Source organism: Cryobacterium roopkundense (assembly GCF_014200405.1).
Taxonomy (GTDB): domain Bacteria; phylum Actinomycetota; class Actinomycetes; order Actinomycetales; family Microbacteriaceae; genus Cryobacterium; species Cryobacterium roopkundense.
Genome location: NZ_JACHBQ010000001.1, coordinates 2,239,181 through 2,263,217, shown reverse-complemented (window position 1 = coordinate 2,263,217; position 24,037 = coordinate 2,239,181). Strand labels below are relative to the sequence as shown.

Annotated in this window: 25 protein-coding genes and 2 pseudogenes; 20 read left to right on the top strand and 7 right to left on the bottom strand. The window is 66.0% G+C overall.

Features of this window, described 5'->3' with window-relative positions; all coding sequences use genetic code 11:
* The first annotated feature begins 26 nt into the window (after positions 1-26).
* Together BJ997_RS10650 and BJ997_RS10645 are read left to right on the top strand one after the other, a co-directional pair.
* On the top strand, positions 27-527 hold the full coding sequence (locus BJ997_RS10650) for an META domain-containing protein (protein WP_035835110.1): 501 nt from the start codon (positions 27-29) through the stop codon (positions 525-527).
* Between the two features lie 9 nt (positions 528-536).
* Complete coding sequence (locus BJ997_RS10645; RefSeq protein WP_035835109.1) at positions 537-1,340, top strand: LLM class F420-dependent oxidoreductase; 804 nt, start codon at positions 537-539, stop codon at positions 1,338-1,340.
* 12 nt (positions 1,341-1,352) lie between these two features.
* On the opposite strand, the gene BJ997_RS10640 is transcribed toward BJ997_RS10645, so the two are convergent.
* Positions 1,353-2,489 carry a glutamate--cysteine ligase gene (locus tag BJ997_RS10640; protein WP_035835108.1) on the bottom strand — a complete coding sequence of 379 codons (1,137 nt, stop codon included), beginning with the start codon at positions 2,487-2,489 and terminating at the stop codon, positions 1,353-1,355.
* A gap of 202 nt (positions 2,490-2,691) precedes the next feature.
* Here BJ997_RS10640 and rpsP point away from each other — a divergent pair, with 202 nt between their 5' ends.
* From rpsP to rimM, 3 genes are read left to right on the top strand one after another with little or no spacing between them, the layout of a single operon-like run.
* Positions 2,692-3,111: a 30S ribosomal protein S16 gene (gene rpsP, locus BJ997_RS10635; protein WP_035835106.1), complete on the top strand. Its 420-nt coding sequence runs from the start codon at positions 2,692-2,694 to the stop codon at positions 3,109-3,111.
* A 3-nt stretch (positions 3,112-3,114) separates the two neighbouring features.
* The gene (locus tag BJ997_RS10630) at positions 3,115-3,351 is read left to right on the top strand and encodes an RNA-binding protein (protein ID WP_035835105.1); all 237 of its coding nucleotides are present in this window, start codon (positions 3,115-3,117) and stop codon (positions 3,349-3,351) included.
* A 9-nt stretch (positions 3,352-3,360) separates the two neighbouring features.
* Entirely contained in the window at positions 3,361-4,026 is a 666-nt protein-coding gene (rimM, locus tag BJ997_RS10625; RefSeq protein WP_035835104.1) for a ribosome maturation factor RimM, read from the top strand.
* A gap of 59 nt (positions 4,027-4,085) precedes the next feature.
* On the opposite strand, the gene BJ997_RS10620 is transcribed toward rimM, so the two are convergent.
* From BJ997_RS10620 to nirB, 3 genes are read right to left on the bottom strand one after another with little or no spacing between them, the layout of a single operon-like run.
* Positions 4,086-5,285 carry a uroporphyrinogen-III synthase gene (locus BJ997_RS10620; RefSeq protein WP_084141021.1) on the bottom strand — a complete coding sequence of 400 codons (1,200 nt, stop codon included), beginning with the start codon at positions 5,283-5,285 and terminating at the stop codon, positions 4,086-4,088.
* Entirely contained in the window at positions 5,285-6,079 is a 795-nt protein-coding gene (gene cobA, locus BJ997_RS10615; protein WP_084141035.1) for a uroporphyrinogen-III C-methyltransferase, read from the bottom strand. The genes BJ997_RS10620 and cobA overlap by 1 nt, the downstream gene beginning before the upstream one ends.
* A 3-nt stretch (positions 6,080-6,082) precedes the next feature.
* Complete coding sequence (gene nirB / locus BJ997_RS10610; RefSeq protein ID WP_035835103.1) at positions 6,083-8,692, bottom strand: nitrite reductase large subunit NirB; 2,610 nt, start codon at positions 8,690-8,692, stop codon at positions 6,083-6,085.
* A gap of 202 nt (positions 8,693-8,894) precedes the next feature.
* Between nirB and nirD the strand changes: the two genes are divergently transcribed.
* From nirD to BJ997_RS10570, 8 genes are all read left to right on the top strand, one after another.
* Positions 8,895-9,266: a nitrite reductase small subunit NirD gene (gene nirD / locus BJ997_RS10605; protein ID WP_035835102.1), complete on the top strand. Its 372-nt coding sequence runs from the start codon at positions 8,895-8,897 to the stop codon at positions 9,264-9,266.
* A 9-nt stretch (positions 9,267-9,275) separates the two neighbouring features.
* Entirely contained in the window at positions 9,276-9,995 is a 720-nt protein-coding gene (gene trmD / locus BJ997_RS10600; protein WP_035835101.1) for a tRNA (guanosine(37)-N1)-methyltransferase TrmD, read from the top strand.
* Positions 9,996-10,060: 65 nt separating this feature from the next.
* Positions 10,061-10,612 carry a hypothetical protein gene (locus BJ997_RS10595; protein ID WP_052541926.1) on the top strand — a complete coding sequence of 184 codons (552 nt, stop codon included), beginning with the start codon at positions 10,061-10,063 and terminating at the stop codon, positions 10,610-10,612.
* Between the two features lie 198 nt (positions 10,613-10,810).
* Positions 10,811-11,152, top strand: a complete 342-nt coding sequence (gene rplS, locus BJ997_RS10590) for a 50S ribosomal protein L19 (RefSeq protein WP_035835100.1) — start codon at positions 10,811-10,813, stop codon at positions 11,150-11,152.
* An 81-nt stretch (positions 11,153-11,233) separates the two neighbouring features.
* Positions 11,234-12,001: a signal peptidase I gene (gene lepB, locus BJ997_RS10585; RefSeq protein WP_244962585.1), complete on the top strand. Its 768-nt coding sequence runs from the start codon at positions 11,234-11,236 to the stop codon at positions 11,999-12,001.
* The gene (locus BJ997_RS10580) at positions 12,002-12,646 is read left to right on the top strand and encodes a ribonuclease HII (RefSeq protein WP_035835099.1); all 645 of its coding nucleotides are present in this window, start codon (positions 12,002-12,004) and stop codon (positions 12,644-12,646) included.
* A 12-nt stretch (positions 12,647-12,658) separates the two neighbouring features.
* The gene (locus BJ997_RS10575; protein ID WP_035835098.1) at positions 12,659-12,982 is read left to right on the top strand and encodes a DUF2469 family protein; all 324 of its coding nucleotides are present in this window, start codon (positions 12,659-12,661) and stop codon (positions 12,980-12,982) included.
* A gap of 59 nt (positions 12,983-13,041) precedes the next feature.
* A complete protein-coding gene (locus BJ997_RS10570; protein ID WP_084141020.1) occupies positions 13,042-14,514 on the top strand; it encodes a glyceraldehyde-3-phosphate dehydrogenase in 1,473 nt (490 codons plus the stop codon).
* Positions 14,515-14,607: 93 nt separating this feature from the next.
* Here BJ997_RS10570 and BJ997_RS10565 read toward each other — a convergent pair whose 3' ends face one another.
* Positions 14,608-15,048: a nitroreductase family deazaflavin-dependent oxidoreductase gene (locus BJ997_RS10565; protein WP_035835097.1), complete on the bottom strand. Its 441-nt coding sequence runs from the start codon at positions 15,046-15,048 to the stop codon at positions 14,608-14,610.
* A 56-nt stretch (positions 15,049-15,104) separates the two neighbouring features.
* On the opposite strand from BJ997_RS10565, the gene BJ997_RS10560 reads away from it, so the two are divergent.
* Positions 15,105-16,238: an alcohol dehydrogenase catalytic domain-containing protein gene (locus BJ997_RS10560; RefSeq protein WP_420827180.1), complete on the top strand. Its 1,134-nt coding sequence runs from the start codon at positions 15,105-15,107 to the stop codon at positions 16,236-16,238.
* A 44-nt stretch (positions 16,239-16,282) separates the two neighbouring features.
* Here BJ997_RS10560 and BJ997_RS10555 read toward each other — a convergent pair whose 3' ends face one another.
* Positions 16,283-17,308, bottom strand: coding sequence for a hypothetical protein (locus tag BJ997_RS10555; protein WP_183323442.1), 1,026 nt, complete (start codon positions 17,306-17,308; stop codon positions 16,283-16,285).
* A 201-nt stretch (positions 17,309-17,509) separates the two neighbouring features.
* Between BJ997_RS10555 and BJ997_RS10550 the strand changes: the two genes are divergently transcribed.
* The 6 genes and pseudogenes from BJ997_RS10550 to BJ997_RS22100 all read left to right on the top strand — a co-directional run bounded on the left by BJ997_RS10550 (position 17,510) and on the right by BJ997_RS22100 (position 22,613).
* Positions 17,510-18,613 carry a dipeptidase gene (locus BJ997_RS10550; protein WP_052541925.1) on the top strand — a complete coding sequence of 368 codons (1,104 nt, stop codon included), beginning with the start codon at positions 17,510-17,512 and terminating at the stop codon, positions 18,611-18,613.
* Positions 18,614-18,653: 40 nt separating this feature from the next.
* On the top strand, positions 18,654-19,340 hold the full coding sequence (locus BJ997_RS10545) for an SGNH/GDSL hydrolase family protein (RefSeq protein ID WP_052541924.1): 687 nt from the start codon (positions 18,654-18,656) through the stop codon (positions 19,338-19,340).
* Between the two features lie 117 nt (positions 19,341-19,457).
* The gene (locus tag BJ997_RS10540) at positions 19,458-19,814 is read left to right on the top strand and encodes a YraN family protein (RefSeq protein ID WP_183323440.1); all 357 of its coding nucleotides are present in this window, start codon (positions 19,458-19,460) and stop codon (positions 19,812-19,814) included.
* A complete protein-coding gene (locus BJ997_RS10535; protein WP_183323438.1) occupies positions 19,814-21,349 on the top strand; it encodes a YifB family Mg chelatase-like AAA ATPase in 1,536 nt (511 codons plus the stop codon). The genes BJ997_RS10540 and BJ997_RS10535 overlap by 1 nt, the downstream gene beginning before the upstream one ends.
* A pseudogene (dprA, locus tag BJ997_RS21475) lies at positions 21,346-22,298 on the top strand (DNA-processing protein DprA); the annotation flags it as partial. The gene BJ997_RS10535 and the pseudogene dprA, both read left to right, overlap by 4 nt.
* Positions 22,299-22,346: 48 nt before the next feature.
* Positions 22,347-22,613 carry a DprA-like winged helix domain-containing protein gene (locus BJ997_RS22100; protein ID WP_244962764.1) on the top strand — a complete coding sequence of 89 codons (267 nt, stop codon included), beginning with the start codon at positions 22,347-22,349 and terminating at the stop codon, positions 22,611-22,613.
* Between the two features lie 8 nt (positions 22,614-22,621).
* Here the strand turns inward: BJ997_RS22100 and BJ997_RS10525 are convergent.
* Positions 22,622-24,000 (bottom strand): annotated as a pseudogene (locus tag BJ997_RS10525) (pyridoxal phosphate-dependent decarboxylase family protein).
* Between the last annotated feature and the right edge of the window lie 37 nt (positions 24,001-24,037).

Genomic DNA, 24,037 nt, shown 5'->3' with positions numbered 1-24,037 from the left:
CTGCCCGACCAATGGAGGTCAGTCACATGCCTGCATCCACGACAATCCGCCCGGGGCGCCTCGCGTCCGTGATCGGTAGCTGCCTGCTAGGACTCGGCGCGCTGGCCCTGCTGGCAGCCTGTGCAACAGGGGGCTCGCCGGGCTCCAGCTCGAGCCCCACAGGCTCGGCGGGCACCTCCTCGACCATCGTGGGCACCTGGCTGGTGGACCCCGCCGAGACCCTGCCGACCGAGCCGTTCCTCACTGTCGTCGACGACGGCACGTGGGTGGCCTCCGACGGATGCAATGTGGTGCGTGGCACCTGGGAGCTCGCAGCCGATGGAACCCTCACCACGACAGCCGGGCCGAGCACGCTCATCGGCTGTGAGGGTAAGGCCCTGCCGACCTATTTCTCCAACGCCACCTCGGCGTCGGTCGACGGCGACACTCTGGTTTTGCAAGACGCCGCCGGCGAGACCATTGCCCTCAAGGCCGGCCAGGAGCCACGCAAACAGGTCACGACGTCGACCACAGCGCCCTCTACGTAAGGATTCCTTGTGCCACTTTTCACGCCCGTTCGCCTTGGTGTGCAGATTGCTCCGCAGCACGCCTCTTACTCGAAGATCCGCGAGACGGTGGAGGCCGTCGAGGGACTGGGCGCCGACGTGGCCTTCAACTGGGACCATTTCTTTCCGTTGAGCGGTGAACCGGACGGCCTGCACTTCGAATCGTGGACGATCCTTTCTGCTTGGGCCGAGCAGACGTCGACCATCGAAATCGGCGCGCTCGTGAACTGCAACAGCTATCGCAACGCAGACCTGCAGGCCGATATGGCTCGCACCATTGATCACATCAGCGGCGGCCGCTTCATTTTCGGCACCGGTGCCGGCTGGTTCGAGCGCGACTACGACGAGTACGGCTACGAGTTCGGTACTCCAGGCACGCGTCTCAACGCCCTCGACGACAGTCTCAACCGCATCGAGGCGCGCTGGGCGACGATCAACCCGGCGCCCACGCGCAAGATCCCTGTGCTCATCGGCGGGGGAGGCGAGAAGAAGACCCTGCGCATCGTGGCGCAGCATGCGGACATCTGGCACTCGTTCGCCGACCCGACGGTGCTCGAGCACAAGCTCGGTGTGCTCGGCGAGTGGTGCGAGAGGGTAGGTCGGGACATGTCGGAGATCGAGATTTCCGTGGAACTCCGTGGCCGCACGGTCGCCCAGGCGGAGGAGCTCTACGACCTCGGCGCTCGCCTGTTCACGATCGGTGTCTCTGGGCCCGACTACGACCTGACGCACGCCGTGGACTGGCTGGCCTGGCGCGACTCCAAGAACGTGCTGGCGCCCGTCCCCGCGACCTGAGCGAATCGAAGCCTAGACTCCGAGGCCGTGCTCGAGTTCGCGGCTGAGCGCGGCCACGACGGCGGGCAGGCTGCCGTCGGCATTTGCTGCCACCCGGAGCTGGCGCTGGTAACTGCCGCCGTTGTCGATGATGTCGTGCAGCGCGAGCAGCTCGTCCAGGCACCCCAGCCGCTCCGCGGTGGGGGTGAGCGTGTCGATGAGGCGACGCACGTCGTCGGTGACGAGCCGTTCGGCTCCGGCCGCGTCGAGGATGATCTCGGCGTCGAGCCCGTAGCGCGCGGCGCGCCACTTGTTCTCGCGCACGAACCACGGCTGCATGGTGGGCACGCTCTTTCCGGAGTCGAGGGTGGTCGACATCCAGTCCACGAGGCACTGGATGAAGGCCGCGATCGCACCGAGCTCCTGCGTGGTCGACACGCCGTCGCAGACCCGCACCTCGATCGTGCCCCAGCGCGGGGCCGGACGGATGTCCCAGCGCACCTCGGTCACGTCGTCGATGATGCCCGTGACCGTCATGTCGTCGACGTAGCTTTCCCAGGCTTCCCAGTCGGGCAGGTCCCAGGGGATGCCCGCGGTGGGCAACTGCTGGAACATCAGGGCACGGTTCGAGGCGTACCCGGTCTCCACGCCCGCCCAGTATGGGCTTGAGGCCGAGAGGGCCTGCAGGTGCGGGATATACGTGAGCATGCCGTTCAGAATGGGCATGACCTTGCTCTTGTCTTCGATGCCCACGTGCACGTGGATGCCCCAGATCATCATGTTGCGGCCCCACCACTGGGTGCGGTCAATGAGCTTGTGGTATCTGTCCTTGTCCGTGACGGTCTGGTTGAACCACTGCCCGAACGGATGTGAGCCGCTACAGATGGGATCGACGCCACGCGGCGCGACGACGGCGCGTACCTCGGCCACCTGGCCAGCGACATCCGCTACGGCCCCCGCCACAGTGTTGTGCACGCCTGAGACGACCTCAATGGTGTTGAGCAGTAACTCACCCGTGATGGTGGGGTGCTTGGCCCCGTCGGACGTGCTGAGGGCGTCGAGCACCTCGTCGGCGATCGAGACAAGATCGCCCGTGGTGCGGTCGACGAGAGCGATCTCCCATTCGATGCCCACGGTCGATCGGCCCGATCGGGCGAATTCGAGTGCCACTCTTGCTCCTTCAGACGCGCCGGAACGTACACGTCATCTTACGATTATCACAAAGCGGGCAATGTCTGGCAGAATGATCAGTCGAGATCACTATGCCCCGCCCTCTATCCCGGTGTAGGAAGATCCTTTAGAGCTTATGCCGAGTGTGCCCCCACGCTCACGGCCTATGGTTCGCCAATCATCGAATTAACACTGGAGAATTGTGGCTGTCAAAATCCGTCTGAAGCGCATGGGCAAGATCCGTGCACCGTACTACCGCATCGTCGTTGCCGACTCGCGCACCAAGCGCGATGGCCGTGTCATCGAAGAGATCGGCATCTACCACCCCACGCAGGAGCCCTCGGTCATCGAGGTCAAGTCCGAGCGTGCGCAGTACTGGCTCAGCGTCGGCGCACAGCCGACCGAGCAGGTTGCTGCCCTCCTGAAGCTCACGGGCGACTGGGGCATCTTCAAGGGTGACAAGAACGCCAAGAACACCGTCAAGATCAAGGAGCCGAAGGCTCCCTTCGTCGCCGACGAGAAGAAGAAGCCGGTTCTGAAGCCCAAGGCTGAGAAGCCTGTTGCCAAGGTCGAAGAAACCACCGAGGCTGCCGCAGAGGCAACCGACGAGACCAAGGCGTAAATCTTGCTCGCTCCCGCACTTGAGCACCTCGTCAAGGGAATCGTAGATCACCCGGACGATGTGCATGTTGCTGAAAAGAACTCGCCGCGAGGCGAGGTGCTCGAGGTTCGTGTGAACCCCGAAGACCTCGGCCGGGTCATTGGCCGTGCTGGTCGCACGGCCAAGGCCCTGCGCACCCTCGTGGCAGCTCTGGCCGATGGCCGGCGCGTTCGCGTTGACGTCGTCGACATCGATTTCTAGGGCCCGCCCATGAACTCGGTCGACGACGGCACGCAAACACGCAATCAGCTTCGGGTGGGGCGACTCACGAAGGCCCACGGGCTCAAGGGAGCGATCAAGCTTGAACTGTTCACGGACGACCCGGGACGACGTTTTGTCCCGGGTGCCGTGTTCACCCTCCAGGTGCCCACCGGCACCCCGTGGCACGGGAAGACCCTCGAACTCGTCGAACTGCGCTGGTACAACCAGCACGCCGTCGGCTTCTTCAAGGATGTTCCCGACCGCACGACCGCAGAAGGCCTCGCCAAGGCGATCCTCTGGATCGAGTCAGATGCCGCGGAGCAGTCCGACGAGGAAGACGCCTGGTACGACCACCAGCTGATCGGCCTCGCCGTGATGCGCGACGGCGAGAAGATCGGCACGATCTCCCGCCTCGAGCACATGCCCGCCCAGGACCTGCTGATCGTCAAAACGCCAGGCGGCGACGTGATGATCCCCTTCGTCAAGGCTATAGTTCCGGTCGTCGACGTGAAGTCCGGCACGGTCACGATCACGCCGCCCCCTGGACTGCTCGAAGAGCTGCCCGAGGAGCCCGACGAGATCGAGCCGGCGCCAGCTGAGACTGAAGTTGCGGCGGAAGCGGATGCCGCGAACGTCGTTGTCGACGACGCCCCTGGCGAAGACCTCAAGGCCTAGATACCGAGGAATCGCCCGTCGCATGCTCGTGCGGTGGGCGATTTTTTGTGCCCGCGCCGCTACACGTTGAGGCGGTATCCGCGCTTCACGACGGTGGCGACGAGCCCGGGAACTCCGAGGGTCTGCCGCAGGCGGCTCAGTGACACCTCCATGGCGTGGTCGTCGGAGGGCGCGGCCAGTGCGAGCGTCAACGCTTCGCGAGACACCACGGCGCCGCGGGCCGTGACGAGCGCCCGCATGATGGCCAGGGCGGTCGGCGGCAGGGGAATGCGATCCCCGCCGATCTCCACGATGGAGCCCCGCAGGGCGAGCGGTCCGTTCTGCGTGTCGACGCGCACGATCGCGTTCTGCTCGAGGTGCTCACAGACCAACCTGATGAGAGCGCCCATGCGAAAACGGGTGGGCTGGATTGGAACGATGCCGGCGGATTCGAGCGGCGCCGCGGTGACGGGCCCGACTGCCCCGGCCACGACCTGCGTCTGGAGCGCGGCGACGAGCTGGGGATACATGCCCATGCCTTCGGCCGCGCCGAAGAGCGCATGGACAGAGGGTGCGCTGGTGAAGGTGACGCAGTCGAGCTGGCGGGCGCAGATGGCTTCGACGAGCTTGTACACGCGTTCGTCGGTGTCGTCAACGGCGATCCAGCGGTACGGGGCCACGATCAGGACACGCTTGTGCACCGCGCGCAGCCGGTCCAGCTGGGCCTCGTCGGTGAAACCGTGCACCTGGATGCCGATGGTGAGCCCAGGCGGGAAATCTTCCAGCACCTTCGTCACGAGGGATGCTGTCGTTTCGGAGTCGCTCATACCCGAGTCGTTGAGGCCGGTGGCACGGATGCCGCCGCGCGCCTTCGGACCGCGCACGAGAATCTTTGTATCGGCGAGCGCCTCCGTGAGGGCGTGCCCGAGCCCGTCGGCCTCGGCCACCTCGAACCAGCGGCGTACGCCGTAGCCCGTGGTGGCGAGCAGAACGTCGGGTCTGGCGGCGATCATCACCCGGGTATCGTCCAGCAGCGGACCGTCCTGCTGCGAGTGCGCGATGCGCAGGGTCGGCGCGTGAACGACGCGGGCGCCGCGACGCTCGAAGGCGTCGATGAGGTCACTGGAGCGACGGTCGCTCGTGACGCCGATCCGAAAGCCCTCGAGCTGGTTGGGCTGGAACGCGGCGGTGGACAGCTCGGATGGTTCGGCAGGTCCGGCCTTGTCAGAGTGGTTCGGGTGCCCGGTGGTGTTCGGTGTGCCTGTCGTGCCTGAGGACATCAGCTGGTCGCCGCGAACTCGCCGGCTCGGCTGATCAGGTCTTCGGCACTGGTGTCACCCGTGAAGGCGAGACGCACGACCTCGCCGATCACGAGCACGGCGGGAGAGGCGACGCTCGCGCGCGCAGCTTCGCCGAGGATCGTTCCGAGGTTGGCGATCGTGGTGCGTTGGGTGGCGCTGAAGCCGCGCTCGATGATCGCGACGGGCATCTCGGCGGTCATACCGTGACGGAGCAGGCCCTGCGTGAGCGTCGGCAGCGTGCCGACGCCCATGAGAACCACTATTGTGCTGCCGAGCAGCACGAGGCCTTCCAACTCACGGTCGGTGAGGGGCGCGTGTCCGGAGACTACGGTGAAGGCGTGGCTCATACCGCGGTGTGTGAGCGGGATACCGGCGGCCGCTGGCACCGCGATGGCGCTCGTCACGCCCGATATCACGGTCACGGGGATCCCGTGGGTGTGGCAGGCGAGTACTTCCTCGCTGCCGCGGCCGAAGATGTAGGGGTCACCGCCCTTCAGACGCACCACCCGGGAGCCCTGGAGGGCGTGGCTCACAATGAGTTTCTCAATGTCGCACTGGGAGATGGCGTGGTTGCCGGGCAACTTGCCCACGTCGATCAACCGGGCGTTGGGTGCGAGCGTGGGGAGATCGTCCGTCGGCGCGAGGCGGTCGTAGAGCACGACCTCGGCTTCGAGCAGCGCCCGCACGGCGGCGACAGTGAGCAACCCGGCCGACCCTGGGCCGCCGCCGACGAGCGTTACCCGTCCGGGCGTTCCTGAATCAGGGGCGTTCATCACTTATTCTCCTCGAAATGGAATACGGCTTCCACTGAGAATCACCGTACTTGAATCGGCCCGCTCTTCGGGAGTCGCAGGACGTATTTGGTCACGTTCGCTGACGAGCGCGATACTCGGGTCGGCTTGGGTGGGGGCATTGACGAAGGAGCGGAAACGGCGCAGGCGCTCCGGATCGGCGAGGGTTGCGGCCCATTCGTCTTCATAGTTGTCTACGTGAGCGGCCATTGCCTCCTCGAGTTCCGCGGCCAGCCCGAGGGAATCGTTGATCACCACATCGCGCACGTGCTCGAGGCCGCCGTCGAGGTCTTCCATCCACCGGGCGGTGCGCTGCATGCGGTCAGCCGTGCGGATGTAATACATCATGTAACGGTCGATGTAGCTGATTAGCGTGGCCTCGTCGAGGTCGGTCGCGAGCAGCTGGCCGTGGGCGGGCTGGAAGCCGCCATTTCCACCCACGTACATGTTCCAGCCGTTGTCGGAGGCGATGATCCCTACGTCTTTGGCCCGTGCTTCCGCGCATTCCCTCGCGCAGCCCGAGACACCGAACTTGAACTTGTGAGGTGCCCGCAGCCCCCGATAACGCAGCTCGAGGCGGATGGCGAGCCCCACGGCATCCTGAACGCCGAAGCGGCACCAGGTGGAACCGACGCATGACTTCACGTTGCGCAGGGCCTTGCCGTAGGCCTGCCCCGATTCGAAGCCGGCATCCACGAGGATGCGCCAGATCTCGGGGAGTTGCTCGAGGCGTGCGCCGAACAGGTCGATGCGCTGGCCGCCGGTGATCTTGGTGTAGAGGTCGAAGTCGAGTGCGACTTTCGCGATCACCGCAAGCTTGGTGGGCGTGATCTCGCCGCCGGGGATGCGGGGAACCACTGAGTACGTGCCGTCCTTCTGCATGTTGGCCATGGCCCGGTCGTTCGTGTCCTGGAGGGTGCCTCGCCCGGCGTCGAGGATGTACGCGGTGTTCTGGCTCGCGAGGATGGAACCGACCGCTGGCTTGCACACGTCGCAGCCGCGTCCCGTGCCGAACCGGGTGAAGATCTCGTCGCTCGAGGTGAGGCCGAGCACGCGTACCGATTCGAAGAGTTCCTGGCGGCTCAGTTCGAAGTGCTCGCACAGGGCGCGGGACACGGTCTGGCCGGAGGCGATCAGCTCGGCCTCGAGCAGCTTCTTCACGAGCGGGACGCACGAACCGCACTGGGTTCCCGCGCGCGTGCACGTCTTCAGGGCGCCCAGCTCGGTGCACGCGTCGGTGTGCTCGTCGCCCCGCACAGCCACCCGAACCGCTCCCGCGGTCACCATATTGCAGGAACACACCAGGGCGTCGTCAGGTAGGTCGTCGCCGGCCGGGGCTTCCGCGCCGGCGGCGGAGAGGTACGCGGCGGGTTCGCTGCTGAGTTCACGGCCCACCATCGGACGCAGCGAGGAATAGGGGGTAGCGTCGCCCACGAAGATGCCGCCGAGCAGGGTCCTGGCATCGTCGGACACGACAAGTTTTTGGTACAGGCCACGTGCGGGGTCGGCATAGACGATTTCGAGTGCGCCCGGCGTGGTGCCGAGGGCGTCACCAAAGCTCGCCACGTCGACGCCGGAGAGCTTGAGCTTCGTCGCGTCGTCCACGGTGGTGAAAAGCGCCTCGCCGCCGAGCAGTCGGTCGGCCACGACCTCGGCCATCGCGTTGGCCGGGGCCACCAGTCCCACGCAGCGGTCGTTCCAGCTCGCCACCTCGCCGATGGCCCAGATTCTCGGGTCGCTCGTTCGGCAATCGTCACCGATGCTGACGCCGCCGCGGGTGCCGATGCCGAGCCCGGCCGCGCGGGCAAGCTCGTCTCGCGGCGAGATTCCGATCGCGTAGATCACCATGTCGGCCGGGATGGTCCTGCTGTTGCCGAGCTGCAGGCCGGTGACGGCGGTGTCGTCATCATTCGTGAGGATGGTGCGGGCGCGGGTTCCGAGGTGCAGCTCAATGCCCTGGGCGGCGATGAGCCGGCCGAGGGCTTGTCCGCCGCCTTCGTCGAGCTGCGCGGACATGAGCCAGCCACCGGAGTGCACGATGGCCGCTTCGGCACCGAGCCTGTGAAGCCCGCCGGCCGCCTCGAGGCCGAGCAGCCCGCCGCCGGCTACGACCACTTTCGGCGCGCGACCGAGCGACTTTGTCAGGGCAGCGAGTTCGGCGACGAGGGCGTCCACATCGTCGACGGTGCGGTACACACGGATGTGGGCGGAACCCGGCATCTCCGGCACGGGGGCGCTCGACCCGGTGGCGAGCACGAGGTTGTCATACCTGACGACCTCGCCGGAGGCCGTCGTCACGGTCTGCGCCGCCCGGTCGATCGCCGAGGCGCGTTCGCCGACGCGAAGCGCTATGTGTTCGGTATCCCAGACTCCGCTCGGCTCCAGAGTAAGGTCAACGGCTCCGGCGAGCCGCTGGCTGAGCGCCACGCGGTCGTACGGAAGGTGCGCTTCCTCGGCCATCACCACGACGGAGAGCGTGTGCTCCGTGTCGCGGGAGTGGAGCGCGTCGGTGAGGCGGTGTGCTGCCGGACCGCCACCGATCACGATCACGCGACGCTGGACGGCCTGGGGGGTGGGGCTGGTCGAAGAAGTCATCGGCATCCTTTCAGGGCTGATGCCGAGCGTACGGCGCAGCAGTTTCTCCGTCGTGTCGCTTATGTATCCCCGAGAGAACAAAACCCCCACAGACTGCCGGAACCGGTGTGAGGCGGGTTTCACCCCGGCGAAACATTCGACGCTGCTCGTGGAAATACGCCCCGCCTAGCGTGAGGGACACACCACCGAGAAGGAGCGCGACATGACCATGACACTCTCTGGCACCGCGACGGACACAGTCGCACAGCCCGCCCCGGTTTGGGAGCGCGCCTGCGCCGTGACCGACCTCGAGCCGTCGTGGGGCGAGGCCGCTCTCGTGCGCATGAAACAGATCGCCCTCTTCCTGCTCTCGCCCTCCGAGGTTTACGCGGTCTGCCACCGCGACCCCCACACCGACGCCTACGTGATGGCCCGTGGCATCGTCGGGTCCAGGGGTGACCGGCCCACGATAGCCTCGCCCCTGCACAAGGAGGTCTACGACCTCGGCACGGGCGAATGCTTCACCGATCCGAACCTGTTCCTCCGTACGTTCCAGACCCGCATCGTGGGCGGCTTCATCGAGGTCGCCGTCTAGAATTCAAGGATGCGCATTGATATCGTCACGATTTTTCCCGAGTTCTTCGATGTGCTGGATCTGTCCCTTCTCGGCAAGGCTCGGCAGTCGGGTCTGATCGAACTCGGCGTGCACAACCTGCGCGACCACACTCACGACCGCCACCGCACGGTCGACGACACCCCCTACGGCGGCGGTGCCGGCATGGTGATGAAGCCGGAACCCTGGGGCGACGCCCTCGACGCGATCCTCGGCCCTCCCCTCCCCGCCGAAACAGCGGATGCCGAGGCTGGTCCCGTCATCATCTTTCCCTCGCCCGCAGGTGAGCAGTTCAGCCAGGCCACCGCCCGGGAACTCGCCGAGGAATCGCACCTCGTGTTCGGCTGCGGCCGCTACGAAGGCATCGACCAGCGGGTCGTCGACCACTACGCCACGCGCGGTCGCGTGCGCCTGATCAGCCTCGGCGACTACGTGCTCAACGGGGGAGAGGTGGCTGTGATGGCCATGATCGAAGCCGTCGGGCGCCTCATTCCCGGCGTCGTCGGCAACCCGCAGAGTCTCGTGGAGGAATCCCATGAAGACGGCCTGCTGGAATACCCCAGCTACACCAAGCCCTCCGAGTGGCGCGGACTCCCGGTGCCGCCGGTTCTTCTGAGCGGCAATCATGGAGCCATCGCAGCCTGGCGCCGCGAGCAGCAGCTCGAACGCACCGCCCGCGTGCGGCCCGATCTTCTGCCGCCCGCCTCCTGATCTAGGTCCGTCAGCCCACAGCGAACGTCTAGCGGTCGTACAGGCACCATCGATACTCTGGAGGGGTGTTCATACGCCGCACCTTCTTTCGTTGGCAGTTTCCTGCCGTTATCGTGCTCCCACTGTGGCTCCTGATCGGATCGTCGATCTTCGGGACCGGAGGGTGGGCCGTTCTCGGCATCTTCTTCGGCGCCGTGCTGCTCGGGCTTGGCCTTCTCGCCGTGAGTGGTCTCGTCTATGCCCGCCGCGAAGTACGTGAGGAACGGGCGCTGTCGTGGCTCGACGTCGGCGTGCTGGGTGTGTGGCACCTTCTGATCATCACCCTTGGTTTCTCAGAGAATTCCTCCGGCTGGCTCTCCGTGCTCGTGGTGGTCGTGGGTATCGGAGCGTTCTGGTACGCCGTCTGGGCCCTGTTCGACGCGGCCCGCAAGAGGGTTCGTGCCATGGTCGACCTGATCGAAAAGACCGCCGCTGGAGCCGGCGCCTTTGTGCCGCCGATGCAGGGTGCTCGTGTGCCGCCGCGCCCAGACCGGGTCAATCCCGCGCCGCCTCCCTTCGGGCGCGCGGTTGATCCAGAGGTCATCGTCATCCGTGAGAAGCCCAACGACCAGTCATAGCGCGGGCGTGGGCTGGGCGCTGCGTTGCGACTCGCCCGGGATTATGACAGAATAGGCGATTGTGCCGCGGCAAGTCTCTGCCACAGGGGAGCTGCTACTAATCGACACAAACCTACCTACCGGTTGCGGGTGTTTCGCGTTACGCGTTCCCCGCACAAACCGTGTTCGACCTGTGGCGGATACAGAGAGCGACAAACTATGCATATTCTCGACTTCGTGGATGCTCCTTCCCTCAAGAAGGACATCCCCGCGTTCCGCGCCGGCGACACCGTCAAGGTTCACGTAAACATTATTGAAGGCACCCGCTCTCGTATCCAGGTCTTCCAGGGCATCGTCATTGGCCGTTCCGGCGAAGGCGTGCGCGAGACCTTCTGCGTGCGCAAGGTCAGCTTCCAGATCGGCGTCGAGCGTACCTTCCCGGTGCACTCCCCGGTCATCGACCACATCGAGGTCGTCACCCGCGGAGACGTTCGTCGCGCCAAGCTGTACTTCCTGCGCGACCTGCGCGGCAAGAAGGCCAAGATCAAGGAAAAGCGCTAACTCTCACCAGCTAGCCCCGGTTCACCGGATTCTGCCCTGAGCTCCCCATCACGTAAACTGATCGGGAGCTCAGGCGGTTTAATGACAGAAGAAGCGGTGCCCACGCGATCGACTCGCATGGGATCACGATTACGCGCACGACCCGGTCAGAAGAAAACCAAAAAGCAGAGCGTCTTGCTGTTCATCCGCGACCTGATCATCATCTTCGTGGTCGCGCTCCTCATCTCCTTCCTGATCAAGACGTTCTTGATCAGATCGTTTTACATCCCCTCGGGGTCGATGGAAAACACCCTGCAGGTCTATGACCGCATCATCGTGAACCAGCTCGAACCGCGCTTCATACCGATCGATCACGGCGATGTTGTCGTGTTCCGTGATCCGGGTGGCTGGTTGCCTCCGCAGCAGGAGGTACAGCAGAACCCCATCGTTGCTAGTGCCGACTGGCTCATGTCGGTTGTCGGACTTTCCGCGCCGGACAGCAACGATCACCTCATTAAGCGCGTCATCGGGCTTCCCGGCGACCACGTCGTCTGCTGCAATGCACTCGGCCAGATGAGCGTCAACGACGTGCCGCTCGCCGAGCCGTACGTGCTGCTGCCGCAGGGCGAAACCAAGGTCTCCAAGGATGACTTCGACGTCGTCATTCCCGCAGACTCCCTGTGGATGATGGGCGACAATCGGTACAACTCGAAGGACTCCCGCTACAACGGGGAAACACCCGGCAAGGGCTATGTTCCGATCGACAACGTCGTTGGGCGTGCGCTCGTGATCAGCTGGCCCCTCGCGCGGTGGGCCTGGCTTGATGACTATCCTGACGTCTTCCGCGGCGTCGAAGACGCGGCCCAGTAGGTGGGCGTCTCCGACCCTCACCTCGACGTGGAATTGGCGTTGCTCGCAGGCGGGGCCCGGTTCGTGATCGGGTGCGACGAGGTCGGGCGCGGTGCCCTCGCCGGTCCGGTGGGCGTGGGATTCGTCGCAATCGATGGGAGTGTTACCCCCATTCCGGCCGGATTACGCGACTCAAAAATGCTCAGTGAGCCCAAAAGAGAGCTGCTCGCACCACTCGCAAGCGCCTGGGCGATGCATTCGGCGATCGGTCTCGCATCCGCTCAGGAGATCGACGAGCTCGGAATCATCGCCTGTCTCGGCCTCGCCGGAAAACGCGCCCTTGCCGAGCTGTACGCCGCGGGGGTGAACGTCTCGGGCAGCGTCGTGCTGCTCGATGGCTGTGATGACTGGCTCAACAAGGCCTTGAAGACACCGCTGCAGGTCGTCACGCGGGTCAAGGCGGACCGCGATTGCGGGTCTGTTGCCGCGGCATCCGTCATCGCGAAGGTGCACAGGGACCGACTGATGATCGAAGCGGATGCCGTTTCTCCCGGCTACGGCTGGTCGGGCAACAAGGGATACGGAAGTGCGGAGCATATGAGCGCCATCGGGCGGTTGGGCGCGACTGCCCTACACCGCAAATCGTGGCTCAAAAACTCGGCGTAAGATTGGCTCACCATGGAAGAAGACGAGTTTGAGGACTACGACCGCGAGGTCGAGTTGGCCCTGTACCGCGAATATCGAGACGTGGTTGGCCAGTTCCAGTACGTTGTTGAAACGGAACGGCGCTTCTACCTGGCGAACGAAGTCGACCTCGTGCGCCGCGACACTGAACACGATTTTTACTTCGAACTGAACATGAAGGACGTCTGGGTCTGGGATGTCTACCGCTCGGATCGCTTTGTGAAATCGGTGCGTGTGCTCACATTCAAAGACGTCAATGTGGAAGAACTCGCCTCCAAGGAATTTGAGCTCCCGAAAGAATTGGCGCTCGACGAATAAGTACCAATCCGTCTCCACCCGTGCGGCGGAAAACCAACGATGGTTTAGGAAAGCAGCCTGTGAATCAGCCAACAGATCGTGCCCGTCAACTGTGGATCGATCGGGAGGCACTCGCTGAGGCGATGATTCCCCTGATCGGTCGTCTGTATCGCGACAACAATGTCGTGACGAGTGTGTACGGTCGCGGCTTGATCAACAAGTCGGTCATCGGCCTGCTCAAAGCTCATCGCTTCGCCCGGCACATAGCGGATGTCGAGCTTCCGCTCGAAGAGACGCTGCCGGTTCTGCAGACCCTCGTGCGTCTCAACCTCGGGGCCGCCTCGATCGACCTTGCCCGGCTCGCGGTCGCGTACCGGCAAGACGCCGAGGAGCACTCGCTCGAGGAATTCCTGCGCATCGAACTGGCCGACATCGTCGACCGCCACGGACTGGATGAGCGCACGAGCACTGACGTGATCCTGTATGGATTCGGTCGAATCGGCCGTCTGCTGGCCAGAATCCTGATCGAACACGCAGGCGGCGGCCAGAGCCTCCGCCTGCGTGCCATCGTCGTGCGCAAGGGATCGGCGAACGACCTGGTCAAGCGCGCGAGCCTGCTGCGCCGCGATTCGGTGCACGGTCCGTTCGAGGGCACGATCACCGTCGACGAAGAGAACAACACCATCCTCGCCAACGGCACGCTCATCCAGGTCATCTACTCAAGCGATCCGGCATCCGTCGACTACACCGAGTACGGCATCCACAACGCCGTCGTCGTCGACAACACGGGACGCTGGCGCGACGCTGAGGGGCTGTCCCAGCACCTGAAGTGCCCCGGAGTCGCCCGCGTCTTGCTGACCGCACCCGGAAAGGGCGCGCTCAAGAACATCGTGCACGGCATCAACCACAGCTCGATCACCGCCGACGACCTGATTGTCACGGCGGCCTCCTGCACCACGAACGCCATCTCCCCGGTGCTCAAGGCCATCAACGATCGCTTCGGCATCATCGACGGTCACGTCGAGACTGTGCACTCGTTCACCAACGACCAGAATCTGATCGATAACTTCCACTCGGGCGATCGCCGCGGACGCTCGGCCGCCCTCAACATGGTGATCACGGAGACGGGAGCCGCGAAGGCCGTCGCCAAGGCGTTGCCCGAACTCGCCGGAAAGCTCACCGGAAACGCCATTCGCGTTCCCACGCCTGACGTGTCGATGGCGATCCTGAACCTCACCCTCGAGAACGGCACAGACAAGGATGAGGTCAACACGTACCTGCGGACCATGTCGCTGCACTCCGAGCTGCACAAGCAGATCGACTACATCGACTCGCCGGAGGTCGTCTCAAGCGACTTCCTCGGCTCGCGCCGTGCAGGTATCGTCGATGGGCTCGCCACGATTGCCACCGGCAACAAGGTCATCCTCTATGTCTGGTACGACAACGAGTTCGGCTACAGCTGCCAGGTCATCCGCGTGCTCGAGGAGATGGCCGGAGTCCAGGCACCCGCCTACCCCCAGGCCGTTGCCGAGGAACTCGCCGCCGTCATCTAAGCGTCATCGTGTCGTGAGGGCGGGTGGTTCGTGGGTTGCGCCTGGTGCATCCGACGCACCACCCGCCTTCGCGGCGGTTCGACCGACTGCGCGTCAGCGGGGCTCGCAGATGACCACGGGAATATCCCGGGTGGTCCTGGTCTGGTAGGCCGCGTACCCGGAGTAAGCGGCCACGATCTTCGGCCAGAGGTCAGCTTTCTCGGCAGGTGTTGCGGTTCGTGCCCGCATCGGAAGTGTCTCACCCCTGATCGTCAATTCCACCTCGGGGTGTGCCACGAGGTTGAGGTACCAGTTGGGATTGCGGTCGTCTCCGCCTTTGGAGGCCACGAGCACGTAACGGCCCTCACCGTGCACCGGCGCCGTCAGCATTGTCGACCGTCGCTCACCGCTGGAACGGCCTATGGTGTGCAATTCGACTGCCGGCATCGGGCCGATGGTCCACCCGAGCCGTCCGCCCGAAACTGCGAGCAGGGCACGGTGTACGCCGTTCGTCATGCGCATCCCGAAATCGACACTGGCATCGCGAAAAGTCATGTCCCGAGCGTACGCCGCGGAACCGGCGCGGCGCGGCCGCGGCTAGGTTGGATGGTATGACGACAGCAACGATGCTCAGCGCACTTCTTCGTACCAGTGGTTTGTCTTGGCCCTATTCCGAGAGTGCGCCCCTCACCCTGGAGCGTCTCCCGGTGCCGTCGCCGCGGGCCGGTGAAGTGCTGGTGAAGGTCGAACGCGCCAGTCTGTGCCACTCGGATCTGTCCGTGATCGATGCGTCCCGCATCCGTCCGCTGCCGATGGCCCTCGGACACGAGGCGGCCGGAACCATCGCCGCCCTCGGGGCTGACGTCGACGACGTGCACGTGGGCGACCACGTGGTACTCGTTTTTGTGCCGAGTTGCGGAGGATGCCGGGCCTGCCTAGCCGGGCGGCCCGCGCTCTGCCACCGGGGAGCGGCCTCGAATAATACGGGCGACCTGTTGCATGGCGACGCTGTGCTTCGCTCCGAGACCGGCGAGCGCGTCAATCATCACCTCGGAGTGTCGGCCTTCTCGCAGTACGCCGTCGTGGCGCGCGAATCGGCCGTGGTGATCGAGCGGGACGTGCCCTTCGATGTGGCCGCCATGTTCGGCTGCGCCGCGCTGACCGGTATCGGGGCGGTGCTCAACACGGGCCAGCTCGCCGCCGGCCAGTCCGTGATCGTGTTCGGGCTCGGCGCGGTCGGCCTGATGGCCGTGATGGCGGCCGCGCAGGTCGCCGGCACGACGATCATCGCGATCGACCCGCTGCCCGACAAGCAGGATCTTGCACTGCGCTGCGGGGCCACTGCAGCCGGGACACCAGACCAGGCTGTCGCTCTCGTTGCGGAGCACGCCGGCGACGGCGTCGACCTCGCGATCGAGGCCGTGGGCAACTCCCGGGTCATGGAAGCGTGCCTCGCCCTCCTCACCCGAGGTGGTGCCCTTGTGTCTGTCGGGTTGCCCCATCCGGATCAGACGATCACGACCTCGGCCCTGCAATTCGCCGGCATGGGGCGTCGGCTCCTCGGCTGCTACATGGGAGACTCCGTGCCGAGTCGCGACATCCCCGCATACCTCGACATGTGGCGGGCAGGCAGGCTGCCTGTGGAGCTCCTGCACACTGATACCCGGCCGCTGTGCGACCTGAACGAGAGCCTCGATGCCCTCGCCGAGGGCCGCGTCGTGCGGCGGCTGTTCACGATGGCCTGAGAGCGGCGGGAGGAGTGGCTGCAGCACACTGGATCGTCGAGGCGTCAGCGTGGTGCAGTGGTGAAGAATCTCCTGTTGATGTCGGCAACCGTGGTGATGTTGACGTGCTCAAACTCCGGGAAGGCATCGAGCCACCCGGAGACGTGGAAGGGGAGGCGGTAAGTTCTGCCGCTGGAGCCGTCGACGTTAAAGGTGATCGCGGACCGGGGACGGCTATTCGGGTTGGGCACGGTTGTGGTCGCAACCTCGGCGATGTCCGCCCAGGTCAGGTGGAACGCGCGTACCGGGGTGGCCCCGCCCTGCCACAGGCCGACTCCACTCTCGTCAATCGCCCAGAGGATCAAGGTGCGAATCGGCAGCGGCGAGAGATGCATGGCCCGTGCAGTGGAGCGCAGCTCGTCGGAACTCATCCCCGGCACCAGCAACGCCGACGGGTAGAGGTCGTGCACAGCCGCAATCTGGGAGCGAACGATGCTGCTCATGGTGGCGAACATGATCACGAGAGGGAGAGCACCCATCATGACCATCCAGAGAAGTTGGAGCAGGACGCCTGCGGCCGCGGAGATAGCGAGATAGAGGACGTAGGGAAGTAGGAGTGCCCCGATAACGACGATCCCCCTGCGCCACGGGCTGAAAGCGACTTTCGGAGCGCGCAGCAGGCTGCTCACCCGGGGTGAAGCCGTTTCCTCGCGTGTGCGCTGGAGGACTGGCAGCTCGTCGATCGCAGGAATGACCGGGTGGGCGGCGGCGTAGGCCCGGGCGTGTTTGAGAGTAAAAGTGCCCGGAGGGATAGCAGCCCCGCCTGCCCGGAGGACCCTGCCGGTGTGCGGATCTCGACGTTCCACATACTCGAAAGCCCCGAGCGTGGTGTACCCGGCCCCGACCTCCCGGGTCCCGACGATTTGGGTCCAGCCCAGTCCAGCCGGGAACAGCATCATGGTACAGAACCAGGCGACCCAGAATGTGTTGGCGGCCAGAGTATCGGATTGCAGGAAGCCGTTCCCCACGATCAGGGTGATGATGAGGATGACCATGGCGACCATAAAAATGGCAGCTGCTCCCATCGCCACCCAATAGAGGCGATATGCGGACGGTCCCCGGAGCATCCCGTTTCGAGCAGGGACTGAGTTCACGGCGCGCCCCCGCCCCACACGAAGTCGGCGCAATCGTCACACCCTTCACCGATGCCTGACGTTCGTCGTCGCACTGCGAACCCCCTCGTTCAGCGCCAGACTACCGGTTGGCGGCGGGGCGGCTGATACCGTTTTCGCATGACCTCCACCGCCGCATCCATCTCCGCAGCGTCAGCCGCAGCCGTCGTCGAGGCGGCCTTGAAACTGTCGAGCGTCATCGACGGTCACAACGACTGGGCGTGGGAATGCCGGGACACCCGCGACTATTCGGTGGAGGGCCTCGAGGCAGGGCTCAGCACGGATACCGACATCGCTCGGCTGCGCACAGGCCGGGTAGTCGGCCAGTTTTGGTCGGTGTACGTGAACGACAAGCTGGCTGGCGCGGAAGCAGTGCAGGGCACGCTGGAGCAGATCGACTGGGTGCACCGGCTCGCAGGCCGCTACCCCGACACCTTCATGCTCGCCCGCAGCGCGGCCGACATCGAAGAGGCGCGGGCGAACGGCCTGATCGCTTCGCTCTTGGGGGCTGAGGGAGCCCACTGCCTCAACGATTCTCCGGCGGTGCTGCGCGTGCTGGCCCGGCTCGGAGTGCGCTACCTCACCCTCACTCACGTGCACAACACCTCGTGGGCCGATTCGGCAACGGATGCCGCCGAGCACGATGGCCTCACCGCCCGCGGAGTCGACTACGTGCGGGAGCTCAACCGGCTCGGCATGCTCGTGGACCTGTCCCACGTCTCGCCGGCCACCATGCACGCCGCCCTCGACACCACGGACTCGCCCGTGATCTTCAGCCACAGCTCGTGCTCTGCCCTGCATGACCACCCGCGCAACGTGCCCGACGACGTGCTCCGCCGTCTCGCGGCCAATGGGGGAGTGCTCATGGTCACCTTCGTTCCGCAGTTCCTGTCCGCGGACTATGCGGCGTGGGCCGAGGGGGCGATGACCGGGCCTGCCCCGCGCGTCACTATTTCCGACGTGGCCAATCACGTGGAGCACGCCCGACGTGTTGCGGGAATCCGCCACATCGGCCTGGGCGGTGACTTCGACGGCACCGAGGAATTTCCGATCGGCCTTGAGGGGGTCGACGGTTACCCGGGGCTGCTCACCGAACTCGCCCTCCGCGGCTGGACGGCAGAGGAACTTGCGGCGCTTGCCGGGCAGAACGTGCTTCGAGTGGTCCGTGAAACGGATGCCCGCTTCGCCGCCCCCACGAGTTCGACGCCAATTCTGGTGCGCTGATTCGACCAAGCGAAGTCACCACGAGTTACGAACCACAGCTATGAAACGTCGCACGCGCACTTGGATCACCGCCGGCGCCATCACTGCTGCTGTCGCCGGGCTCGTGGCGCTCGTGGCATCGATGGCAGCTCCGTCACTGCCTTCTCCCGTGGAGCAATTTGCTGGCGGACAGACCGTCGCCTTCTACGGGGACTCCTACACTCTTGGCACGGGTGCCTCCGATCCCTCGCTGCGCTGGTCCACGACGGTCTCCGTTGAACGCGGTTGGAACGAGGTGAACCCCAGCGTCAACGGCCTCGGGTTCGTCAATAACCGTCAGGGCGCGCCCGGAACAGGTGTGGTGCAGCAGGTGATCGACTCGAAGCCCGACATCGTCTTCGTGACCATGGGGCTCAACGACAATTTCTCGATGCCGGCACGCTCCGCCGAGATCAAGTCGGCGATCACGGAGGATTTCACGACCCTCAAGGCGGAACTTCCGCAGGCGCGCTTCATCGTGGTGGAACCGTTCTGGTATACCGATGACCGGCCGGAGTCGGTCGACACGATCATCGGTTGGGTGAAGGATGCCGCCGCCGTCATCGACGCTGACTACATCCCGGGCGCCTCGAATTGGATCGAGGGCCACCCCGAGTGGATGGCGAGCGACGGCCTGCACCCCAACGACGCCGGCTACCGGGCACTGGCCGAGCGCATGGACACGGAGTTGGCGACGCTGGGGCTGTGACTCGTCGTGGACTGCTTCCTCCTCCCCAACAGGTCGACGGGGGCAGCAATGCACGGATGTTCGCGGTGAGCCGTCGCCGATTGCAGCTGGAGGCCACTGTGGTGTCCGGAGGCACTCGTGGCACACAAAGACGAACTCGGCAGGTACGGCGAAGACTGCGCTGCCCGCTACCTGGTGGACGCCGGATACCGCATCGTGGAGCGCAACTGGAGGTGCGCCGACGGCGAGGTTGACCTGATCGTCGAGCGGGCGCAGCAGGTGGTCTTCGTCGAGGTCAAGACGCGCAGCAGCACCAGCTACGGGCATCCGTTCGAAGCCATCACCCCCGAGAAGCTCACGCGCATGAGGCGGTTGGCCGGCCTGTGGTGCGCCCAGGCGCAGGTGTGGCCAGAGCGGATTCGAGTGGACGCCGTGGCGGTCATCGCGGTCCGAGGCCAGGAACCGGTCCTCGAACACCTGCGGGGCGTGTTCTGATGCCGCTCGCTCGCACTCACGCGGTTGCCCTGCTCGGCCTGACCGGCGCGATGGTCGAAGTGGAGGCCGACATCTCCGCACAGCTGCCAGCCATGACCATTATCGGGCTCCCCGATGCGGCCCTCTCCCAGGCGACGCAGCGTGTGCGGGCCGCGGCCACGAACTCGGGCTGCCCGCTGACCAACCACCGTTTGACGATCGCGCTCTCTCCCGCCGCGTTGCCGAAGCACGGGGCGGGGTTCGACCTTGCCATCGCCCTCGCCTGCCTCGCGGCCGACAGGGTCGTATCGGCAGAATCCGTCGCGTCCGTGGTTCACTTCGGGGAGCTGGCCCTCGACGGCAGGCTGCGGCCCACTCCGGGCCTCCTCCCGGGGGTCGTGGCAGCGGTGCGGCTCGGGCACGGCACCGTGATGGTGCCCGCCGGGAACGCCGCCGAGGCCGCGCTCGTGCCGGGTGTGCGAGTCATTGCTGTCGCCTCGCTGCGAGACGCCGCGATCTGGCATGGCGCACCCTTGCAGCCGCGCGAGGTCGAGGTGATCCTGCCGACCAACGACTCGGACGACGCCGGTCCGTCTCTGGACCTCGTGGATGTGATCGCAAACGACGATGCCATCCTCGCCCTGCAGGTCGCCGCGGCCGGTGGCCACCATGTCTTCATGCTCGGGCCTCCCGGGGCGGGCAAGACGATGCTCGCGGCCCGTCTACCGAGCCTCCTGCCCGACCTCGACGCGGCGGCCTCACTGGAGGTGAGTTCCATGCGGTCTCTGACCGGTCGCGGGCTCGGCCACGCGCTCGTCACGCGCCCGCCGCTTGAAGCTCCGCACCACACGATCACCGCCGCGGCCATGGTCGGCGGCGGTACGGGGCAGATCAGGCCCGGGGCCGCCGCGCGCGCCTCCCATGGGGTGCTCTTTCTCGACGAAGCGCCCGAGTTCGCCGCGCCAGTGCTGGATGCCCTGCGGCAACCACTTGAGTCTGGCGTCATCAGCATTCACCGCGCCAACGCGACCGCGCACTTTCCGGCCCGATTCCAGCTTGTGATGGCGGCCAACCCCTGCCCGTGCGGGCAGTACGGAGCCAGCGACCTCGAATGCGCATGCCCGCCGAACGCCCGTCGCCGATACCTGGCGCGTATTTCGGGGCCGCTTCTGGACCGGATTGACATCCAGCTCGGTGTCACGCGCATCACTGCCGCCCAGCTGCGGCTCGCATCCGATACCGTGCGTATCACCAGCGAGCAGGCGCGTGCCCGAGTCGTGCACGCGCGCGCGGCCGCCGCGGAACGCCTCCGGCACACTCCCTGGCAGCTCAACTCCCAGGTTCCCGGCCCTTGGCTGCGAGGTCCGCAGGTACGCCTCGACCCGAAAGCCACCGCCGCGCTGGAACGCGCCCTTGAGCGCGGCGGAATCACCATGCGCGGCTTCGACCGGGTGTTGAGAGTGGCCTGGTCCATCGCGGACCTTGAAGGAGCCGGTCGCCCCGGTCCCGAACACGTAGGACTCGCGCTCTACCTGAGAAAGGGAATGACAGCATGAACATGTACGGCATGACTGAAGCACAATTGTGTGCGCTCGCCGAGGGTGTGCGCGGCGGCGCGGAGACCGGGCTCGATTCTGTGGCGGCGGCAGCGGATGTCTTCGCTCGCGCCGCGTGGAGCGGCATAGTCGAACCGGGTGACGGTCTGGCTGGCGTGCTCGTGGGCAGTCTCGGCGCCCGGGACGCGCTGACGGCGGTAGTGGAATCCTGGACACCCGCCCGGCTCGCCGAACTCCTGCGTCAGCACGGATTCGACGATGCCGAAGACGAACTCGGCGGCGGCCTCGAGCAGGGCCTGCTCCGGTGGCGCCCACGGCTGAGCTCCACAGAGGTCGTGCGTTCCCTGCAACAGGCTCATCGTGTCGGAGCGGGGCTGTTGCTGCCGCACGACGAGCTGTGGCCGCTGCAACTTGACGATCTTGGTGCGCATGCCCCCCTCGCGCTGTGGTGGCGTGGCAGGCCGGCGGCCCTCACGGGGCTCGCCAATTCGGTCGCGCTCGTTGGCGCGCGGGCGGCGACAGGCTACGGCGAACACGTGGCCATGGAGGCCGCCGCGGGACTCGTCGACCGGGGATTCACCATCGTGTCTGGAGCGGCCTACGGCATCGACGGCATGGCGCACCGGGCGGCCCTCGCGAGCGACGGGCTCACGGTGGCGTTCCTCGCAGGGGGAGTGGATCGCTTTTATCCCAGCGGCCATGACGCACTCCTGAGTCGCATCGCCGCCGACGGAGCGGTGGTGTCTGAGCTGCCCTGCGGTGCGGCACCCACAAAATGGCGTTTTCTGCAGCGCAACAGACTCATTGCCGCGTCGAGCCTTGCGACGATCGTGCTCGAAGCGGGGTGCGCTCGGGATCACTCAACACTGCCGGACATGCCGCCGCACTCGGGCGTCCGCTCGGGGCCGTCCCCGGCCCGGTCACCTCACCGACCTCGGCGGGCTGCCATCGGCTGATCCGTGAATTTGATGCCGTCTGCGTTACCACACCGGCCGAGATGGCCGAGCTCGTGGGCGAGCGCACCGTGCAGGTGCCCCTCGATTTCACGGCAAGCGACGGGACCGACACTTTCGCGGGCGGGGGCGGTCGCACGAGCGACCAGATCCGAGTATTCGACGCGCTCAGTGGTCGCTCGCCACGGAGCGTCACGGAGATCGCGCGGCGCTCGGGCCTGTCGTCCACTGGCGTGCGCGGGGCCCTCGGCGCCCTCGATCTGGAAGGTTCGGTCCGCGAGCGCGAAACCGGTTGGCTGCGTGCCACCTGAACTGCGGGTCACTCCCCGCAGGCGCGTTCGACGGCGGCGAGGGAAGCGGCGACATCGGCGGCGTCGGTCGACCAGTTGCTCACCGAGATACGCAGCACGTCGCGGTTGTGCCAACGGGACCCTGACATCCAAGCGGTGCCGTCTGCCATGAGGCGGGCCGTGACCTGCCGGGTGCGCGAGTCGCTCCCGAAGGCCACGCAGACCTGAGTGAACACGACATCGTTGACAACGTCCACTCCCGGCATGTCCGCCAGTCCGTCCGCGAGGGCACGCGCGTGGGCAGCCAGCCCCTCCACGAGCTCGACGGTACCCGAACGGCCCAGCGAGCGAAGTGCCGCCCACACCGGCACGCCCCGGGCCCGACGGGAGAGCTCGGGCACCTTCTCAAACGGGTCGCCAGGCCCGCCCTCGGCCTGGATCAGGTAGTTCGTGTGCAGGCCGAACACCGCGCGCATGACCTCGGGCCGAGAGACGATCGCAACCCCGCAGTCGTAGGGCACGTTGAGGGTTTTGTGGGCGTCCGTCGCCCAGGAATCGGCCGTGTTCAGGCCGTCGAGGTATACCCGGTGCGACGGGCTCACGGCCGCCCAGAGGCCGAAAGCGCCGTCGACGTGCACCCAGGCGCCGTGAGTGTGCGCGATCCGCACCGCTTTGGCGATGGGATCGAATGCTCCCGAATGCAGGTTGCCGGCCTGCAGACACACGATTGCGGGACCGTCCACCTCGGTCATCGCCTGTGAGAGGGCCTCCGACTCAAGCCGTCCCTGCGCGTCGACGGGAATCACCGTCGGCGCGCCGAGGCCGAGGTATCGCAGAGCAAGGTCGATCACTCCGTGTCGCTCCTCACCGACGAAGACCCTCACCCGGGGCGCTCCGAAGAGCCCGACCTTCGGCAGATCCCATCCGGCGCGTTCGAGCACCCGCTGCCGACCGGATGCCAGGCCGACGAAATTGGCCATGGTTGCCCCGGTCGTGAAACCGACATCGGCCGTGAGCGGCAGCCCCAGTAGGTCGAGAAGCCAGCCGGCCGCGGCCTCCTCTGCCGCCGCCATGGCCGGGGTGGCGAATCTCAGGCCCGAGTTCTGGTCCCAGGCGCTCACGAGCCAATCGGCGCCGAGAGCTGCCGGTAGCGTGCCGCCGATGACCCAGCCGAAGAAGCGACCTGACGGCATGGCCATCAAACCGGGCCCTGCACAGCCCGCGAGCTCGTCGATCACCACCGCGGGGTCGGTGGGAGACGGCGCCAGGGGCGTCCGAAAACAGCCGCGAGTTCGTCGGCATCCTGTTGGGGCCCAACCGGGCGGCTCTGAAGGGATGTGAGCCACTCCAGGGCATGGGTCTTGGCCCGCTCGAGTGCGGGCTCGTAGGCGTGCGGTCCGGCTGTCATGGCGCCATGGTAAACCTCCCGTTCACCGCTGCACAGG

Excerpts from the sequence above, each read along its gene's own strand:
- rplS (WP_035835100.1), top strand. The coding sequence starts at position 10,811 with ATGCATATTCTCGACTTCGTGGATGCTCCTTCCCTCAAGAAGGACATC.
- BJ997_RS10550 (WP_052541925.1), top strand. The coding sequence starts at position 17,510 with ATGACCTCCACCGCCGCATCCATCTCCGCAGCGTCAGCCGCAGCCGTC.
- nirD (WP_035835102.1), top strand. The coding sequence starts at position 8,895 with ATGACCATGACACTCTCTGGCACCGCGACGGACACAGTCGCACAGCCC.
- BJ997_RS10620 (WP_084141021.1), bottom strand. The coding sequence starts at position 5,285 with ATGTCCTCAGGCACGACAGGCACACCGAACACCACCGGGCACCCGAAC.
- cobA (WP_084141035.1), bottom strand. The coding sequence starts at position 6,079 with ATGAACGCCCCTGATTCAGGAACGCCCGGACGGGTAACGCTCGTCGGC.
- nirB (WP_035835103.1), bottom strand. The coding sequence starts at position 8,692 with ATGACTTCTTCGACCAGCCCCACCCCCCAGGCCGTCCAGCGTCGCGTG.
- BJ997_RS10575 (WP_035835098.1), top strand. The coding sequence starts at position 12,659 with ATGGAAGAAGACGAGTTTGAGGACTACGACCGCGAGGTCGAGTTGGCC.
- BJ997_RS22100 (WP_244962764.1), top strand. The coding sequence starts at position 22,347 with ATGGCCGAGCTCGTGGGCGAGCGCACCGTGCAGGTGCCCCTCGATTTC.
- BJ997_RS10565 (WP_035835097.1), bottom strand. The coding sequence starts at position 15,048 with ATGACTTTTCGCGATGCCAGTGTCGATTTCGGGATGCGCATGACGAAC.
- BJ997_RS10545 (WP_052541924.1), top strand. The coding sequence starts at position 18,654 with ATGAAACGTCGCACGCGCACTTGGATCACCGCCGGCGCCATCACTGCT.
- BJ997_RS10650 (WP_035835110.1), top strand. The coding sequence starts at position 27 with ATGCCTGCATCCACGACAATCCGCCCGGGGCGCCTCGCGTCCGTGATC.
- trmD (WP_035835101.1), top strand. The coding sequence starts at position 9,276 with ATGCGCATTGATATCGTCACGATTTTTCCCGAGTTCTTCGATGTGCTG.
- BJ997_RS10560 (WP_420827180.1), top strand. The coding sequence starts at position 15,105 with ATGACGACAGCAACGATGCTCAGCGCACTTCTTCGTACCAGTGGTTTG.
- lepB (WP_244962585.1), top strand. The coding sequence starts at position 11,234 with ATGACAGAAGAAGCGGTGCCCACGCGATCGACTCGCATGGGATCACGA.
- rimM (WP_035835104.1), top strand. The coding sequence starts at position 3,361 with ATGAACTCGGTCGACGACGGCACGCAAACACGCAATCAGCTTCGGGTG.
- BJ997_RS10535 (WP_183323438.1), top strand. The coding sequence starts at position 19,814 with ATGCCGCTCGCTCGCACTCACGCGGTTGCCCTGCTCGGCCTGACCGGC.